Below are 16449 nucleotides of genomic sequence, written 5' to 3'. Positions count from 1 at the left end.
ATAACCACTATGAAAGTAAATTCTACATTGGCACTAACGGATATCATCGATTTCATCCTAAATAAAGTTGCTCTTCATACAAAGACGCCTAGAGATACACTTCAGGCCGATACATCCCTTGCAAAAGTCGGGGTTGACTCTTTAATAGCTGTTCTACTTTGCGGCTATCTAGAAGATGAATATCAATTAGAAATCGAACCTCTTATCATGTTTGAATATAAGACCGCAGACCAAGTGGCTAATGTGATTTTTAAAAGAGTGACTTCCGAATGAGCTTATACAATATAGGTTTATCGACAACAGGCCATGATCCTGCGGTTGCAATTGCAAACGCAGAAGGAAAAATTATTTTTGCAGAAGCAACTGAAAGGTTCTTACAAGATAAGCGCGCCTGGGGAGCTGTGCCCGATCAACTAAATCATTTAAAACCCATCTTACAGAAAATTATTGAAGAGGATGCTGCAGCAGAGTTCCAGATAGCCACAACATGGAGTCAATCTAAAGGCGAGCTCCCTATAGAATACAGTGACTGTTTTATTCAACGCTCAGTAATAGAGTGGATGAAGAGCCTGCATCAGCAACAACAGGAATTTGCTGGAAACAATCTCAAGTATATTTCTGCACAAAGGACTAGGCAAAACATATTTCGATTTGACCATCACTTATGCCACGCAACAAATGCAACCTACTCAGCTCCGTTTAATGAAGCTGCATGCTTGGTATTAGATGGCGAAGGAGAGGTTGGAGCCGCGGCTTTGTATCATTGGAAAGATGGTGAGCTAAAACGTATTTGGCGCTCGTGGGGCCCGGGAAGTGTCGGTGCTTTTTATGCTTGGCTTACGGAATTATGTGGCTTTAGTTCAACAGCTGGAGAAGAATGGAAAGTTATGGGCTTAGCCGCTTATGGCGAAGTAAACTCAACCTGGTATGATCGGCTAACCTCTGTTCTAAAGATAGAGAATGGTAGAATACTCTGGGCTGATGGTGAGAAACTAAACGATATTATTCAATACTTTGAATCTAATGTTTCTTTTAGAGGGAAACCGTATAGTGAATCTGCAGAGCTAGCAGCAACGGCTCAAGCAGCGTATGCATATTATGTTAAGAAAATTCTTCAGGATATTTATCTCCAAGTTGGAAGTGACAATCTTATCTTATGTGGTGGTTGCGCATTAAACTCCGCTTTTAATGGCACCATATTAAGTGAAACATCATTTAAAGCAGTTCATGTGCCTTCCGCCCCTGCAGACGATGGAAATGCGATTGGCGCAGCTATTCTTTCCTGGAAAAAAACTGAGTCTGAAAATGGGAGACAAACATCTTTACCTTTTAATCAAAGCTCACCTTATTTAGGATCAACGCCGGAAAAGATAAATATTAAAAAATTGGCGGATTACGCTTTTCCATATGCGGTTATTAACTGTGAATCAGATGGGGTAAAAGAAGTTGCATCGTTACTGGCTGAAGGAAAAATTATAGGTGTAATGAGAGGTGCTGCTGAATTCGGACCAAGGGCATTAGGGAATCGTTCAATACTAGCAGATCCGCGTTCTCCTGATATGAAAAATAGAATTAATGCAATTGTAAAAGGCAGGGAAGCATATAGACCATTTGCCCCTGTAATTTCAGCAGAAAAGACTCCAGAATGGTTTGAAAATGCCCAACCTTCTCCTTATATGTCTTTTACTTTGAAATGGAAAACAGAGAAACTCTCATTAGTTCCAGCAGTTGTGCATCAAGACCATACAGGGCGTCTTCAAACACTGACAGAGCATACAACCCCTTGGTTAAAGGCTTTGGTTGATGCCTTCGAAGAATTAACTCATGTCCCAATATTACTGAATACCAGTTTTAATGTGATGGGCAAGCCCATTGTACATACTATAAATGATGCGTTAGCCGTACTCTCAACAACTGGCTTAGATGCTGTATTAATCGATAATGTTCTTATTAAAGGACAGCGATAAAAATGTTAGCGTTTTCATTCAGCTTATATTATTTTTATCTATTCCCACTAAGCTTAGTTGTATTCTACACTCTCAGATCTATTAATAATAAACTTGCCTTACCCTTTTTGGCGTTACTCTCTAGCGCTTTTTTATTTCTAGTAGATTGGGAGTCATTTTTACTACTTACTGCGCTTGTTTTAATGAACTTTATCTTCATTCATTCAGATAATCGCTCAAAGCTACTTCAAGCACTACTTATATCACTGAACTTACTGCCATTAATGCTTTTTAAAACAGGCACAGTCGCCTTAGACAACCAATCATCTTTTTCGGTGAGTTTTAACGTACTGCTTCCATTCGGGCTGGCATTTTATACACTCCAGCAAATATCAGCAATAATAGATACTAATAAGCCTGACATGAAAAAAATGTCTTTATGGCAATATCTTTTTTTTTCCTTCTGCTTTATCACTCTTCCTTCGGGACCGATACTAACATACAGACAAGCAATAACCGAATACAAGCAATTTAATCATGGAAAAATTAGGTACAATGAGATCGCCCTAGGAATAAGTTTGATTATTTTTGGTTTAGCTAAGTTTTGCTTTATTGCACTACCCATAAATCAATACACAGACCTCTTCACTCTTAGTTTAGAGCAAAAATCGTTCACTCTCACATTTACTGAGAGCTTGTATGTTATGCTAGGCAGTTTACTAAAACTCTATTTTTCATTTTCTGCGTACTCTGATATGGCGATAGGTATGGGGTTTTGTTTCGGGCTTAAGCTTCCAATTAACTTTGATTCTCCATTAAAAGCCTCGTCTCCAGGCAGTTACATGAATTCATGGCATATGAGTTTTATGGCTTTTATTAGGACTTATGTGTTTTTACCTTTATTTTCGTTAAGTAAGAAAATTCCAATAAAATCGATGCAAACTCGTTATACAACGGCGTGGACCATAGCGGTGTTTTTTTCATTTTTTTTGACTGCCGTTTGGCATACACCAAGTAATACCATGGTTATTCAAGGTATTATCGTGGCATTTATCTTAGTATCAATTGAACTGCTAAAAAAAACACATGTTACAGAACCTAGACAATCTATATTAAGGTTATCAAAAGTATTGTCTAGATTGATAACTCTCGTTTGCGTATTTATAACAGGCTTGTTTTTTTTCGCCCCCTCTTTTGACGTTGCTATACAGCTTTTGAAAAACATTGTTACCCCAGAAAAGGTTAGTGTTACTCCACTTTTATGTCCTTATGTAGATGAGTTTCATTTATCATTGTTTGATTGTTCTAATTTTTTCCCTTCACTTACTAGTGTTCAGCAAGCTAGTACTTTCTTAGCTCCTTCGTGGGCAATACTGCATATGGTATTTACAGTTTTCATTGTCTTTTTTATGCCTAACTCGATGCATATATTTAATATTTCCAGAAGTGTTCACTCATCATTGCTTGAAATAACATGGAGAAGATCATTAGCCTTTGCTTTTATATTAGCGTTGTTATTCGTATTCTCAGTAAGTATGCTAGGTAATGTACAAGGGTTTGTTTATGGTTAGCGCTAAAAATTATTTGAAAATGATCACTATTTTTATAACCCTAATGTACCTGGTTATTACTAGTATTAATTATATTATTGATCCCTACTGGAAGTTTGATTTTGCACCATCAAATACAATTGTAGGGGTGAACAATCAGATATCAGAATACTCAATGGCGCATGTATACCCTGAATTAATGCTACAACGTCAAAAAAGAATGCTACAAAAGAGTTTAGCAGATACAGTAGTTATAGGGTCATCACGTAGCTTAAGAGGGTTAAATACTTGCGGAGATCAAAATATTCAAAAAGTTGGTTTTTTTGGAATATCTCAATATCTGACTATGCAGTTGTTTGAAACAACCATGAGTTCTAGTAGTAAAAAAAATATTTTTATTGAACTTGGCAGTCTGCTCAATAATAATGAATTACCCTCAACAAGGTTAACTTCTTTTGAAGCGCTTTTTTCAACTAGGATACTCTTCAACAGCTTATCTAATTTTTATGAAAGTTATTCCACACAGCAAAAGTATCCGTTATGTAATATTAGCACTGGTCAACGGAGGGAGTGGCGTAGTGACAAAATTGAAATGCAGCAAACTATTTATCAAAACTCTTCATCGCTAATTGAGCCAATCATGGAAAGAATTGCTCTGCTATGTAAAGGCTCTCAAAGAAATAAAAACAATCCATTAAATATTATACTATACATCGATCCTGTGAACCCCAATTTGGTTAGTTACGATAAATTAGTAGCTATAAAACAGACTCTAGAAGATATCATTATTAAGCATAACTTTGGTGAACAATGCTCTTTAAAGACGGAAATTTTTCAGGAAAGTAAAGAAATAAACCAACAAGAAAACTGGTTTGATTTTAACCACTACAAACCTGCTTTAGGAACTCTTTTTCTTGAAAAAATGATAAATAGGCAGCTTGATACAAATAAAAAATTGCAATGAAGTATATTCAGGATCTAGAAAAACACAGGCTTTTTAGAGAGTGAAACTGTGCAATTAATAGACATTATTTCACTTTTCTGTAATGGTCTAATAAAACTGGACAGGTTTATAGCGTAAAATGAGCTAAACCAAAAGGTATCACTATGACCAGAAAATCAAAAGTAACACTCAGTGCACAACAAAAACTTGAATATGCCAAATTAATGGTAGAAGAAGGTTATACCAATAAGCAAATTGAAGAGATGTCTGGCGCAGGAAAGTCAGCTGTATCACGTTGGAAGCAACAATATTTATCTGAACTTGATGGTAAGAGTTCGGGAAATGTACAAGCACTCACACCTGAGCAGCAACGTATTCAATTGCTAGAGAAGCAGCTACAGCGAGCTTTAAGGGATAATGATATATTAAAAAAAGCAACCGATTTCTTCATTCGCGACAATCAAAATTTAAAGTAATCAAAACATTGAAGAAAGCGACCCCAAGTTATACGGTATCTGAGTTGTGTCGTGTTTTAGAGGTCAGTACAAGTAGCTATTATTATGCGCCCGTCACGCCAAATAAGTCAGAGCAGGCACTGCTGGCGTTAATTGAATCTATCGCTGAAGATTCTGGTTATACGTATGGTAGACGCAGAGTGCACGTTGCATTGAATACGTTAAATCATACGATTGGAATATATAAAACAGCGGCACTGATGAAAAAGTTGAATATAAAAGCCATCAGGCCGAAGAAAAAACATTACTACCCTAATTCAGGTGATGAACATAAGTACGCACAGAACCTCTTAAAACGAGAGTTTAACCCTGATTCACATAACACGCATTGGGTCGGTGATATTACCTATATTAGGAATCACCAAGGGTGGAGTTACTTGGCCTGTGTGTTAGATTTATCAACGAGGGAAGTTGTAGGGTATGCCTTATCAACAAGCCCAAATGCTGAATTGGCTATAGCAGCATTGAATAATGCTATTAAGCGTCAACAGCCGGTTCTTAATCAACTGATGTTTCATTCCGAGCAAGGGTGTCAGTATTCTGCGGCCTCGTTTAGAGCTCGGTTATCACAACTAACTATAACGCAAAGTATGAGTCGTCGAGGTAATTGTTGGGATAATGCAGTAATGGAACAATTTTTTAGAAGTTTAAAAACAGAGCGACTGAACCGCCTTTCATTTATAAATCATCATTCAGTTATAAGTGAGGTGGACAATTATATTCAGTTTTACAATTACAAACGTAGGCATTCTACGCTTAATTATATGACGCCACATCAGAAATATAATGAATTAAAAAATGCCGCTTAGAATCTCTACAGAATTTGTTGACCATTACATATTAATCAGATGATTTGTAAACTGTATCGCGAATCCCTGCAAGCAAAACATGACGTGAGCAATTTCACCTCTTTTTTAAGAGTTTGTTGCTCACGTTATCTCGCGCTGATCGCCAATGGCGAGATCTGTCGTGATCTTAGCCAACCATTGGCGAGTGTTGATGTACAGCAAGTGCTCAACCGTGAGCAAAGCCGGTACTTTTCAAATTAAAAGCTGTAATTAATCCCAGCATAATAACGGCGGCCTGAATAACTAGTATTAAGTAGCCTCGCATCGGTATCTTTACCCAAACGTGTTACCGACTCCGATTGCGTTAAGTTAATTACCGCTGCGGTAAAGCTTAAGTTATCGGTAACGTTATATGCTGCATTTACATCTACTTGCTGGTATGGGTCTTGGTAGACATTTAAACCACTGTTAATACCGAGCACCGTTTCACCTCGTTTATTGTACGAAGCGCGAATGTTAAAACTATCCCCTTCATAATAAACGGAGGTGTTATATTGATAGTCAGCACTGCCTATTAATGGCGACTCTGCTAACTTTTCACCTGCAACTGTTACATCGGCCTGATTGGTGTTGTTATACGTGTAGTTTGCGTAAATACCAAAGCCATTATCAAAGGCGTGTTGAATAAACACTTCCACCCCTTTTGATACCGCATCAGTACCATTACCTACGGTGCTATACGGGGAAATGCTAATAGTACCAGCATCAACAAGACCTGCTTGCCCTGCAAATTCACGCTGTGAATCAATCACCAGTGGCACGATAAAGTTATCGACCTGTTTATGAAATAACGCAACACCTAATGCAGAGCCTGGCGCGTAGTAATACTCAAGAGATAAATCGGCTTGTACTGACTCAAACGCTTTTAAATTTTTATTGCCACCACTGCCACTAAAACCGGGTTGTTCATTAAAAGCGGCGCGATCATCTGCCCATTCGTCCGACACATAAGTAATACGCTGTTGACTACCCAAATCGCCGTAATCGGGGCGCGACATCACTTTAGCAAGCGCACCACGGATCACCACATCATCGCTGGCATCCCACGCAATATTTAAACTCGGCAATACGTGGGTGTCTGTTGTTTGCTGCGTGATCAACTGGTATTGCTCAACTAAACGATCATCACCGGTGATTTGCTCGCCCGTTTCGTCATCGGTTTCATCCAATAAAAAGGTATAGAGATCGGTTGAAGCACTGCGAGTCTTGGTTTGTACAACGCGCACACCAAAATTACCGCGTATATCACTGTATTCAAAATCACCTTGTAAATAAAACGCACTGATCTGCTCGGCAATATCATAGACAAAGTTATCTTCAATTCGAGTATACGGCACGTAGTTGCTGTAAATATAATCGCGATATTTATCCCAATTAATAGTTGGCATTAAATTGATATTAAAGCCACCAGCAATATTGCTTTCACCTTCCACATTAAACACATCTTGTGCCTGTGGCATACCATTATTCCATTGATAGCTATCAAATTGCGTGATCCCCCCTGCGCTTGCCTCGCCTGCGGCAATATCAAAACTCGGATCAAGGAAAAAGTTGTTGCCCGTTTCGCGATGCAGTGATGCATCACGGTATTTTGCACCAGTGCGAATGGTGGTCAATATGCCCCAATCAACATAAAAATCAACGTCGCCTTGGTAGTACTTTTCTTCTAAGGTGCTACGTACAAAACTTGAGTTCGATGATCCTGCATCACGACCTCCGCCAACACCTGCGAGTAAGTTATTGAGTGTATTTGGGTCTATCAGCATCGAAATACGGTCATCACTGATTGACCAAGCGGCACTTTGCGAGGCGTTCTCAATATTACTTTGCCCCTCACCCGTGTTTGAGCTTTTATACGCTGCTTGCCAACTTTCTTTTGGCCCGCCTTTAGCTTTAGTTTTACCGACGACAAAGCGTGCTGTAAAGTTGTCGCCTTCGTAGCTTAAGTTAAAATCAAAAGTATCAGAGGTTGACTCTTCATCCACATAACTGCCGCGCAACCACGGCAATTGCATATCTTTTTCAACGCCACTGGCCATGGCACTATAGTCCATGCCATTGACAATTGTGCCACTTTCATCAAGTGTAATACCTGTTAAAAAGTCAGGATTTAACGCCCATTCCGGCATATCAACGACCGAGTCGCTGCGTTGTTGCTTTAAACTAAAACCAAAGTAATTAAAACCTAGTTCAATGCGATTAGTTGGTCGCCACTGAGTCGAAAACTGCACGCCTTCACGTTCACGTTTTTCATTCACAACAGAGCTGCGCACCACCTGCGGAAACCACATATTCTCATAACGTTGCCCGTTGGCATCAGTCACTACGCCCCAGTCATTACTGTTATCAACCTCGTTACCATTTATATCAACGGCTTGCTGACCTGTGTAACGCCAAACATTGGCATCTGTGCCACCAGAGAGCGTACGGTTGGTGCGTTCTTGACGGGTATAGCCAAGTAAAAAACCAAAGCTATCGCTATCGTTTTTCCATGAATACAAACCAGTAAACTGAGGTTCATAATCTTCCGTTACATCTGCATAAGTACTTTCAACATTAAAAACGCCCGAATTAGCATCCATATCCAATGGTTTGCGGCTACGCATTAACACTGTACCACCCACGCCACCTTCATCTAGTCGCGCTTCAGGTGATTTAAATACTTCAACGCTTGCGATCATCGCTGATGGGAGTAAAGCATAATCAAATGAACGAGATGGTTCTCCTGGTGACGAGGCAATAAAATTACCATTTAACTGCGTGTAAGTAAGATCAGACGATAAACCACGAATACTTACCGTTGATCCTTCACCGCCTTCACGTTCAATCACTACACCCGGCACACGGGCTAATGAATCAGCCACGTTTTTATCAGGGAATTTACCAATGTCTTCAGCGGTAATGGCATCAACCACAGAACTCGATAAACGCTTCACCGCTAAGTTTTCAGTCATGCTAGAGCGAATACCTCGCACTTCAATCACTTCCATATCTTTTTCTGTTTGAGTGCCTGTTAATTGCTCGGCAGCCGCCGCATTCATAGCACTAAAAACCGATAAACTAATAACTGAAAAACGCAGCGATGCTGCTAAAGGCGAGTAACACGTTGAGGTTGACATTGAATGTACGAGTCCATTACTGGTTAACAATTGTAAAGGCGGCAATTGTACACAGCCAGACTTAATGGATTGTTAACCACAACTTACAAGTAACTGAATAAGCGAACAAATAACCACCTCATAAGTAGCCTTGCTCGCACCTAAATAACAGAGCTCGATAGGTTAATTACTCAAACCTTGCATCCATAACGTTACTAACTGCTGGGCAGAGATACCTAGCGCTGTTGTCTCATTAGTGTCAGCTGCTGTAGTGAAAATTTTCTGCGCAACTTGCCGACCAACAAGTTGAGAGGCTGAGGTTTTATCTATGCGTTGTTGATAAAAAGCCGTTAAGGCGTGCTCTAAATCATCATACTTTTCTAACACCCGTACAAGATGCCAAGCATCTTCTAGCGCCTGACATGCCCCCTGCCCTGAAGTAGGTAAAGGAGCATGAGCCGCATCTCCCATAATCAGTACGTTACCTTGATGCCAATATGGCAAACGGTCAATATCGTGCACAAATATTCGTTTCAGTGAGTTTTCATCATAAGACTTAAGCACCTGCTGTACTGCATCTGGCCAAGTTAAAAAGCGTTGGTGCATTTCTTCATACCAAGCAGATAGCGGCCGCGCTTTATCAATATTTGCACTCCAACCCGCAGCCCAATAACAAAGGTCTGCTTTAACAGGCACAATACCAAAGCGCTCGCCACGGCCGCGAAAATCATGGATCACGTTATCTAAAGTGCCCGGTTTTAACTGGCTAATAGCAATAATATTAATAAACCCCTGATACTGAGGAGTGATTTTTTCAGCATATAAGAATTGCCTTACCACCGAGTTCATCCGCCCATCAGCACCCACAACTAAATCAAAATCTTGTTTTAGTTGAGCAATCTCTGATACGGTTATTGCGCTGTTAAAATGTATGTTTGCTCCTAAATCAGCTAATGTGCGGCCCAACACACTCATAAGATCACGGCGCAATATACTGATACTAGAAAAACCACTGAGTGTATTTACTTTTGCAATATCAAATTCACTTTGCACCGTGCCATGCTGATCACACAGACGCATAAACAAAGGCATACCGCCCAGCGCTTGGATATGTTTATCCAAGCCCATTTGCTGTAACACAAACATTGCATTCGGCCATAACGTTACCCCGGCACCTATAGAAGAAATCTCACTATCGCGCTCAAATATGCTCACCTGATAACCTTTTCGTGCTGCAAGAATGGCCAGCGCTATTCCCCCGATGCCCGCACCCACAATGGCAATTCGCTTGCTGTTCATATTCTTTACCTCAATAATTAACTGAATAACCATTATCACAAAGTCATTTTTTAAGATAAATTAGTAATAATTGCGTTATTAATCCCATATTTTGAGTTAATTAATGATTGATAAAATCGAACTTCAGTGGTTACTCAGCTTTCAGTGCGTATATGAACAACTGAGCTTTAAACTCGCAGCCGAACAACTGCAATTGCCTACATCTAATGTTAGCCGCCATGTCGCGTTATTAGAGAAGCAACTTAATTTAAGGTTATTACAACGTACCACCCGAAAAATGATTGCAACAGCTGCAGGAAAACAACTTTATCAATCTATCACCCCACTGATACAAGCAATGAATGACTCGCTAGAAGAGGTGTCTGTGTATGGTGATTCTCTTGCCGGGCACCTTAAAATCATCATGCCTGATCTGCCTTTTTTAGCCGAAATAAGCGCAGAGTTTTGCTCTGTGCATCCACAAATACAACTAAGTTGCGATACACAATTAAATCCAACCGAAGGCTTGTTAGAGGGGTTTGATTTGGTGCTACGCTTTGGCCGTGGGCCATTGGACGATTCAGGTTGGATTGCTAAAGAACTGCTGCGCTGGCCCAGTTGCATTGTTGGCGCGCCACAACTGATAAACAATGCGCCACCGCCTCGCTCGCTAGATGAGTTAAGTAAAGTTCCTTGTATTACTAGCTTATCAGTACTGCAAGGTATGCCTTGGCGTTTTAAACAACAACAAGCAGTGCAAGTAAAATCTAATTTTAAAGTAAACAGTGGCAACATGGCCAAAGCCGCTGCACTAAAAGGACTCGGCTATGCCATTTTACCCACTCATGCATGCCAAGAAGATATAGACAACGGCTCATTGATCAATATTAAACTCGACCATGAACCAGAAGATCTGGTGTTATACGCATTTTATGCAGGCAGGAAATACCCGCTAGAAAAGGTAAAAGTATTTTTAGAATTCTTAAAGTCTAAATGCGCTACAATTCAGTAGGGGATCAATGCAGTTAGATGTATATGGTTAAAAGAGAAAGGTAAGAGTTAACCAGCTAAATTTTGCAGACACTGTCTGCAAAATTTAAAAACTGCCATAAACGTATCTATAAAGCGTTTAAATTTTTCGGTAATAATGGGCAGTGCTTTTTAACCCATCAATCTCACATACTTCTCCGCCAGTTCATCTATACTTTCACGATGATTCGGATCGGGCTTTATACAATCAATGGGGCATACGCTCACGCAGGTGGGTTTGTCGTAGTGGCCTACGCATTCGGTGCACTTTGCAGGGTCGATTTGGTAGATTTTAGCGCCCATATAAATGGCTTCGTTAGGGCACTCTGGATCGCACATGTCGCAGTTAATGCATTTGCTGTTTATTAGTAATGCCATGATTTACCCGTTAAACAGCTTGTTTGAAAGGATTGCGGGTGTCTTGGTTTTCATCCAAGTTGCGCATAAGTATGGCGTGCTCTAAATCGATAGTATCAGGCAGTGGAATTTTTACTATGTGGCCTGAACCTTTAGCATCGGTAATACTTTCGCCTTTTTTGTTTTCCATGCATTCAAGGGTAAAGCTAATATTACCTTTAGGGGTCATCAGCTCTAATGAATGACCCACACAGAATTTGTTTTTAACATCAATCTCAACTAAACCAGTGGCATTTCGCCCTAATACTTCGCCAACAAATTGTTGCTTGGTAGAAACTGAATGGCCGTATTCGTAGTTTTGATAATCTTGATGGGCGTGGCGCTTTAAAAAGCCTTCGGTGTAACCGCGATGGGCTAGGTTTTCTAATGTTTTAAATAAATCAGCGTCGAATGGTTTTCCTGCTGCGGCATCGTCGATTGCTTTACGATAAACCTGTGCTGTACGCGCAACATAATAAAACGATTTAGTACGGCCTTCTATTTTTAAGCTATGCACGCCCATTTTTGTAAGCTGCTCTACGTATTGCACGGCGCGTAAATCCTTTGAGTTCATGATATAAGTGCCGTGCTCGTCTTCAAAAGCGGGCATATATTCACCTGGGCGGCCTTGCTCTTCAAGCATAACAATATCGTTACTTGGTGCGCCGTCGCCAAGAGTAGGAATAATCTGCTGAGGATCAAATTTATGTACCATTTCACCGGTTTCGTTTTCAACACCCGGTTTTACATCGTATTCCCAGCGGCATGCATTGGTACAGGTGCCTTGATTTGGATCGCGTTTATTAATATAACCTGACAACAAACAACGGCCAGAATACGCCATGCATAATGCGCCATGTACAAATACTTCTAGCTCTGTTTCTGGGCAAAGCGTGCGAATTTCACTTATTTCTTCAAGTGATAGCTCGCGGGACAAAATCACCCGTTCAATACCTTGCTTCGCCCAAAACTGTACGCTTGCGTAGTTAACTGCGTTTGCTTGTACTGATAAATGAATAGCCATATCAGGCCATTTTTCACGTACTAGCATGATTAAACCCGGATCTGACATGATCAGCGCATCTGGCCCCATAGCAATTACCGGTTCAATATCACGTAAATACGATTTCACTTTGGCATTGTGCGGGGCAATGTTTGATACTACATAAAACTTTTTATTCAGCGCATGCGCTTCATCAATGCCTATTTTTAACGTTTCCAGATCAAATTCATTATTACGCACTCGCAAGCTATAACGAGGTTGCCCGGCATACACCGCATCAGCCCCATAAGCAAAGGCATAACGCATGTTTTTTAAACTGCCTGCTGGTGACAATAACTCTGGGATAAATGGTTTAGTTGAAAAAAACTCTGAGGTATTAGTGGCTGACGGCATGTGCGCTCCATACATCGAACCGAGTACAAGTCGGTTGCATGAATAGTTAAGGTAAATAAAGCGCGCAAGTATAAGGATTACGATTAACCGCAACCTTGATCAAGATCATAAAAGACTGTAATCAACTAGCAGGATCCTTCTGCTCGTTAAATCAATTTTTACTCCCGAGCTGGTTTGCAAACTGACTAACAGCATCAACGACTTGTTGCGCACCTTTTTTAATTTTGCTCATTACAATGCCAGACTCGTTGGACAGCTCTAAGCCTTGTTGTGCTTTAACTTTGCCTTGTTCAATAACCGCCACTGTTGATTGCGTTAAACTTTGATTTTGTTGTACCACATCAACAATCTCTTCGGTTGCTTTACTGGTTCTTGAAGCTAATTGGCGAACTTCATCGGCAACTACCGCAAAACCACGGCCTTGATCGCCCGCTCGGGCTGCTTCAATCGCGGCATTAAGCGCTAATAGATTCGTCTGGTCGGCAATGCTACTAATACTTTGTACTATATTTGCTATAACCTGAGACTGCTTATCTAGTGCTGAAATCTCTTTGCCGGCTTGCTCCATTTGAACGGCTAATTCATTCATAACTTGTACTGTTTGTTGTACTACTTGCGCACCTTGATCGGCGATATTGTCGGTCTCTGTTGATGTGCTATGGGCAATACTTGCAGCAGCTGCAATAGCCTGCTCTCTTTCTACCTGTTCAGTGATCACAGTGGCAAATTTAACTATTTTATAAAGCTCATTCGCCTCATTAAAAATAGGATTATAAGACGCTTCTAACCATACAGTATTGCCATATTTATCAATGCGTTTAAAACGACTTGCGATGTATTCGCCCTTGCGTAATCGCTTCCAAAACGCATCATATCCGGCTGAATTGGCTTCATCCGACTCACAAAAAATACGGTGATGTTGACCGACTACTTCTCGCTCAGAATAACCCATACCTTTTAAAAAGTTATCGTTTGCTCTTAATACGATTGCATTGGTGTCAAATTCAATCACAGCTGTAGAGCGATGCAGTGCTTTAATTAAATCTTGATTTTCACGGGAAGTTTCTATAGTTCGCGTTAACAAAGTGCAGTGCAAAGTAAGATGAATAAACTGCCCATGCTGATCGGTTATTGGGTGTAAAATGCTCCGCAACCAATCGCGTTTTCCATCTTGGTGTGTAAATTGAATTGCCCCAGCCCAATGTTTACAGTCCTTTATCGCTTTTTTAAATGAGTTAAAATCAGGATTTTGTCTGGCATTTTCAGGTATAAAATTAAGTACACTTTGCTCCAATAACTGTCTATCTGAGTAGTTAAATTCGCGTTCAAAATTAGTGTTCTGTCTGCTCACATGGCCCTGTTTATCGAGCTCTAGAACAAGCATTTCGCTCTCTAGACTTTGCTTTACCTGCTCGCCAATAGCAAGCATGCCTTCTAATTCGGCAATTTTATTTTTAAAAGATTGGTTAAAAAACATATGTTACCCTAGTTATTTAGTGTGCACGGTATACATTTTTAGCCAGAAAACGTATCTAATAAAATGAAAACGACTAAACAATATAAAAAAAGTGTAGCTTAAAGCTAGTTATACTATTGTACGTAATATAACTATTTCTAGCTCAAAAAGAGTTAAAATATTTCTTTTTCTGTGATGGATAAGAATTTTTTACCTAAAAAGAAAATGAAAATACCAATTCCACTAAGATAAACTTAAATATAATCAAAATAATGAAAACATTGCTCATCAATTCTTCCGTCACAAAGGCGGGGCATGACTGCTGATTATTCAGCTTTTAGTTGTTTTAAAAAAGTATATCTGGCAGCAACAAAGCGAGCCTAAGTGAATAGTTAAAGTGGTTACTTTTTACATTTTTGTAATCTTTGCCTAGATACTTTTTCGTTAGAACAATATGTCGACCACTTCAGTCTACAAACTGCAGATAATCCAGTAAGGTAGATGGGAGCACATGTTAATTAGCTGCAATGGCATTTAAACCTTGCAGCCAATCGTTCTTACAAGCTATCACCAAAGAGTTACTTAGAAAGTAACACCTCAGGTGTTTGTAATAAAAACTGCTTGCCATTATCTAAGCTTATTTCGATATAAAACACATGGCTGCTTTCAAATTCAGGCGCTGTATTGAGCGTAAAATTAAAGTATCTTTGCATCATAACGGGTAGTGACTCTTGCACTTTTGCAACTGTAATAGCTTCTTGGCTGTTCTCAATATTAAATTCAATGACACTAAACACATCATTTAAACTGCTGCCAGATGTTAAATCAGCACTAAAGTCAGCGGACGAATAAATATTAAGCTTAGTTAATTTATTATTAGCCGGAATAACAACAGGCAAAGTTACGCAATTTTCAGCATAAGTTTTGCCTTCATCAAGTTCGTTACCATCGCTGTAAACATTGGCTCCTGAAGCTTCAAATGATAAGTCAACTTTATCATAAGAAATTAAAGTATTCGCTTGGTACTCACCACCATTAACCGCTAATTCAATCTTATTTATATCAATTGCAATAGCTGTAGGCGGGCACTCTAATGCAGCCTCGTTGTCTGAACCACACGCTGTAATAAAATTGGCTAACAGCACAATCACAAATAACTTTTTCATTATTATTTCCTTTTTAAGATATTCAATTTTCTAATTACAACTCAAATTTATGAAACAATTACGACACAGTAATAATTTCCTGCTAATAAAGCCCTATTTCCTATAATCGGTCCGAGGTTATTTAAATATCGCACAATTGTCATCAAGCTAGTTTTTAATAAAACTAGGCATTGCCTACTAAAACGCGTATAATTCGCGCCCGTTAATATTCACACTTTTACTTAAAAATTATTGGAGCATAAAGATGGCTTTAGAGCGTACTTTCTCAATCGTAAAACCTGATGCAGTTGCTAAAAACCACATCGGCGCTATCTACAACCGTTTCGAAACTGCTGGCCTTAAAATCGTTGCAGCTAAAATGGTTCACCTTTCACAAGAGAAAGCGGAAGGTTTCTACGCAGAACACAGCGAGCGTCCTTTCTTTGGTGCTTTAGTATCTTTCATGACATCTGGTCCAGTAATGGTTACAGTTCTTGAAGGCGAAAACGCTGTTCTTAAAAACCGCGAAATCATGGGTGCTACTAACCCTGCTGAAGCACTAGCTGGTACTTTACGTGCTGACTACGCTGATAGCATCGACGAAAATGCTGTTCACGGTTCAGACGCTGTTGAATCTGCTGCTCGCGAAATCGCGTACTTCTTCGCAGACGAAGAGCTTTGCCCACGTACTCGTTAATTCGAACGCGCTAAGCAAAAGTAAAAAGGGCTTTCGAGCCCTTTTTTAGTCATTAGTTAAAGTATTAATTATCTAATTTATGATGTTTTACTTAATGATTAAAGTGAGTGAATTGTGTACAATTCGCCTTTGTAAATTTTTATCACCACCGT

Annotated in this window: 14 protein-coding genes and 1 pseudogene; 9 read left to right on the top strand and 6 right to left on the bottom strand. The window is 39.7% G+C overall.

Features of this window, described 5'->3' with window-relative positions:
* Positions 1 to 9: 9 nt before the first annotated feature.
* The 7 genes and pseudogenes from PVK79_RS07640 (at position 10) to PVK79_RS07615 (ending at position 6003) form a co-directional block, all read left to right on the top strand.
* Positions 10 to 273, top strand: a complete 264-nt coding sequence (locus PVK79_RS07640; protein WP_257326816.1) for an acyl carrier protein — start codon at positions 10 to 12, stop codon at positions 271 to 273.
* On the top strand, positions 270 to 1967 hold the full coding sequence (locus PVK79_RS07635) for a carbamoyltransferase family protein (protein WP_257326814.1): 1698 nt from the start codon (positions 270 to 272) through the stop codon (positions 1965 to 1967). Before PVK79_RS07640 ends, PVK79_RS07635 begins: the two co-directional genes overlap by 4 nt.
* 2 nt (positions 1968 to 1969) lie before the next feature.
* The gene (locus PVK79_RS07630; RefSeq protein WP_257326812.1) at positions 1970 to 3517 is read left to right on the top strand and encodes an MBOAT family O-acyltransferase; all 1548 of its coding nucleotides are present in this window, start codon (positions 1970 to 1972) and stop codon (positions 3515 to 3517) included.
* Positions 3510 to 4460 (top strand): hypothetical protein, encoded by a 951-nt coding sequence (locus PVK79_RS07625; RefSeq protein ID WP_257326810.1) that lies wholly within the window; start codon positions 3510 to 3512, stop codon positions 4458 to 4460. The genes PVK79_RS07630 and PVK79_RS07625 overlap by 8 nt, the downstream gene beginning before the upstream one ends.
* Before the next feature lie 143 nt (positions 4461 to 4603).
* Positions 4604 to 5763, top strand: a protein-coding gene (locus PVK79_RS07620) for an IS3 family transposase (RefSeq protein WP_257326809.1) whose coding sequence is annotated in 2 segments (ribosomal slippage) — positions 4604 to 4877 and positions 4877 to 5763 — 1161 coding nt in all. Because the reading frame shifts where the segments join, the coding sequence is not laid out codon by codon here.
* A 39-nt stretch (positions 5764 to 5802) separates the two neighbouring features.
* Positions 5803 to 5847, top strand: a pseudogene (locus tag PVK79_RS23620) (hypothetical protein); the annotation flags it as partial.
* On the top strand, positions 5848 to 6003 hold the full coding sequence (locus PVK79_RS07615) for a hypothetical protein (RefSeq protein ID WP_257326807.1): 156 nt from the start codon (positions 5848 to 5850) through the stop codon (positions 6001 to 6003). It begins immediately after the preceding pseudogene.
* Here the strand turns inward: PVK79_RS07615 and PVK79_RS07610 are convergent.
* Both PVK79_RS07610 and PVK79_RS07605 read right to left on the bottom strand, forming a co-directional pair.
* A complete protein-coding gene (locus tag PVK79_RS07610) occupies positions 6000 to 8921 on the bottom strand; it encodes a TonB-dependent receptor (protein ID WP_257326805.1) in 2922 nt (973 codons plus the stop codon). The two genes, PVK79_RS07615 and PVK79_RS07610, sit on opposite strands and share 4 nt — an antisense overlap.
* A gap of 162 nt (positions 8922 to 9083) precedes the next feature.
* Positions 9084 to 10199, bottom strand: coding sequence for an FAD-dependent monooxygenase (locus tag PVK79_RS07605; protein WP_182760363.1), 1116 nt, complete (start codon positions 10197 to 10199; stop codon positions 9084 to 9086).
* A gap of 103 nt (positions 10200 to 10302) precedes the next feature.
* On the opposite strand from PVK79_RS07605, the gene PVK79_RS07600 reads away from it, so the two are divergent.
* Positions 10303 to 11190, top strand: coding sequence for a LysR family transcriptional regulator (locus tag PVK79_RS07600; protein WP_182732107.1), 888 nt, complete (start codon positions 10303 to 10305; stop codon positions 11188 to 11190).
* A 149-nt stretch (positions 11191 to 11339) separates the two neighbouring features.
* On the opposite strand, the gene PVK79_RS07595 is transcribed toward PVK79_RS07600, so the two are convergent.
* From PVK79_RS07595 to PVK79_RS07580, 4 genes are all read right to left on the bottom strand, one after another.
* Positions 11340 to 11585, bottom strand: coding sequence for a YfhL family 4Fe-4S dicluster ferredoxin (locus tag PVK79_RS07595; protein ID WP_084447949.1), 246 nt, complete (start codon positions 11583 to 11585; stop codon positions 11340 to 11342).
* 10 nt (positions 11586 to 11595) lie between these two features.
* Positions 11596 to 12999, bottom strand: coding sequence for a prephenate-dependent tRNA uridine(34) hydroxylase TrhP (gene trhP, locus PVK79_RS07590; protein WP_182732105.1), 1404 nt, complete (start codon positions 12997 to 12999; stop codon positions 11596 to 11598).
* Positions 13000 to 13150: 151 nt separating this feature from the next.
* Positions 13151 to 14476, bottom strand: coding sequence for a PAS domain-containing methyl-accepting chemotaxis protein (locus PVK79_RS07585; RefSeq protein WP_182733857.1), 1326 nt, complete (start codon positions 14474 to 14476; stop codon positions 13151 to 13153).
* Between the two features lie 557 nt (positions 14477 to 15033).
* A complete protein-coding gene (locus PVK79_RS07580; RefSeq protein ID WP_182733855.1) occupies positions 15034 to 15621 on the bottom strand; it encodes a hypothetical protein in 588 nt (195 codons plus the stop codon).
* 244 nt (positions 15622 to 15865) lie between these two features.
* Here PVK79_RS07580 and ndk point away from each other — a divergent pair, with 244 nt between their 5' ends.
* Complete coding sequence (gene ndk, locus PVK79_RS07575; protein WP_008111339.1) at positions 15866 to 16297, top strand: nucleoside-diphosphate kinase; 432 nt, start codon at positions 15866 to 15868, stop codon at positions 16295 to 16297.
* The last annotated feature ends 152 nt before the right edge of the window (positions 16298 to 16449 follow it).

This window comes from Pseudoalteromonas rhizosphaerae (assembly GCF_028885455.1).
GTDB classification, from domain to species: Bacteria; Pseudomonadota; Gammaproteobacteria; order Enterobacterales; family Alteromonadaceae; genus Pseudoalteromonas; species Pseudoalteromonas rhizosphaerae.
This window is presented reverse-complemented; position numbering and strand designations above follow the sequence as displayed.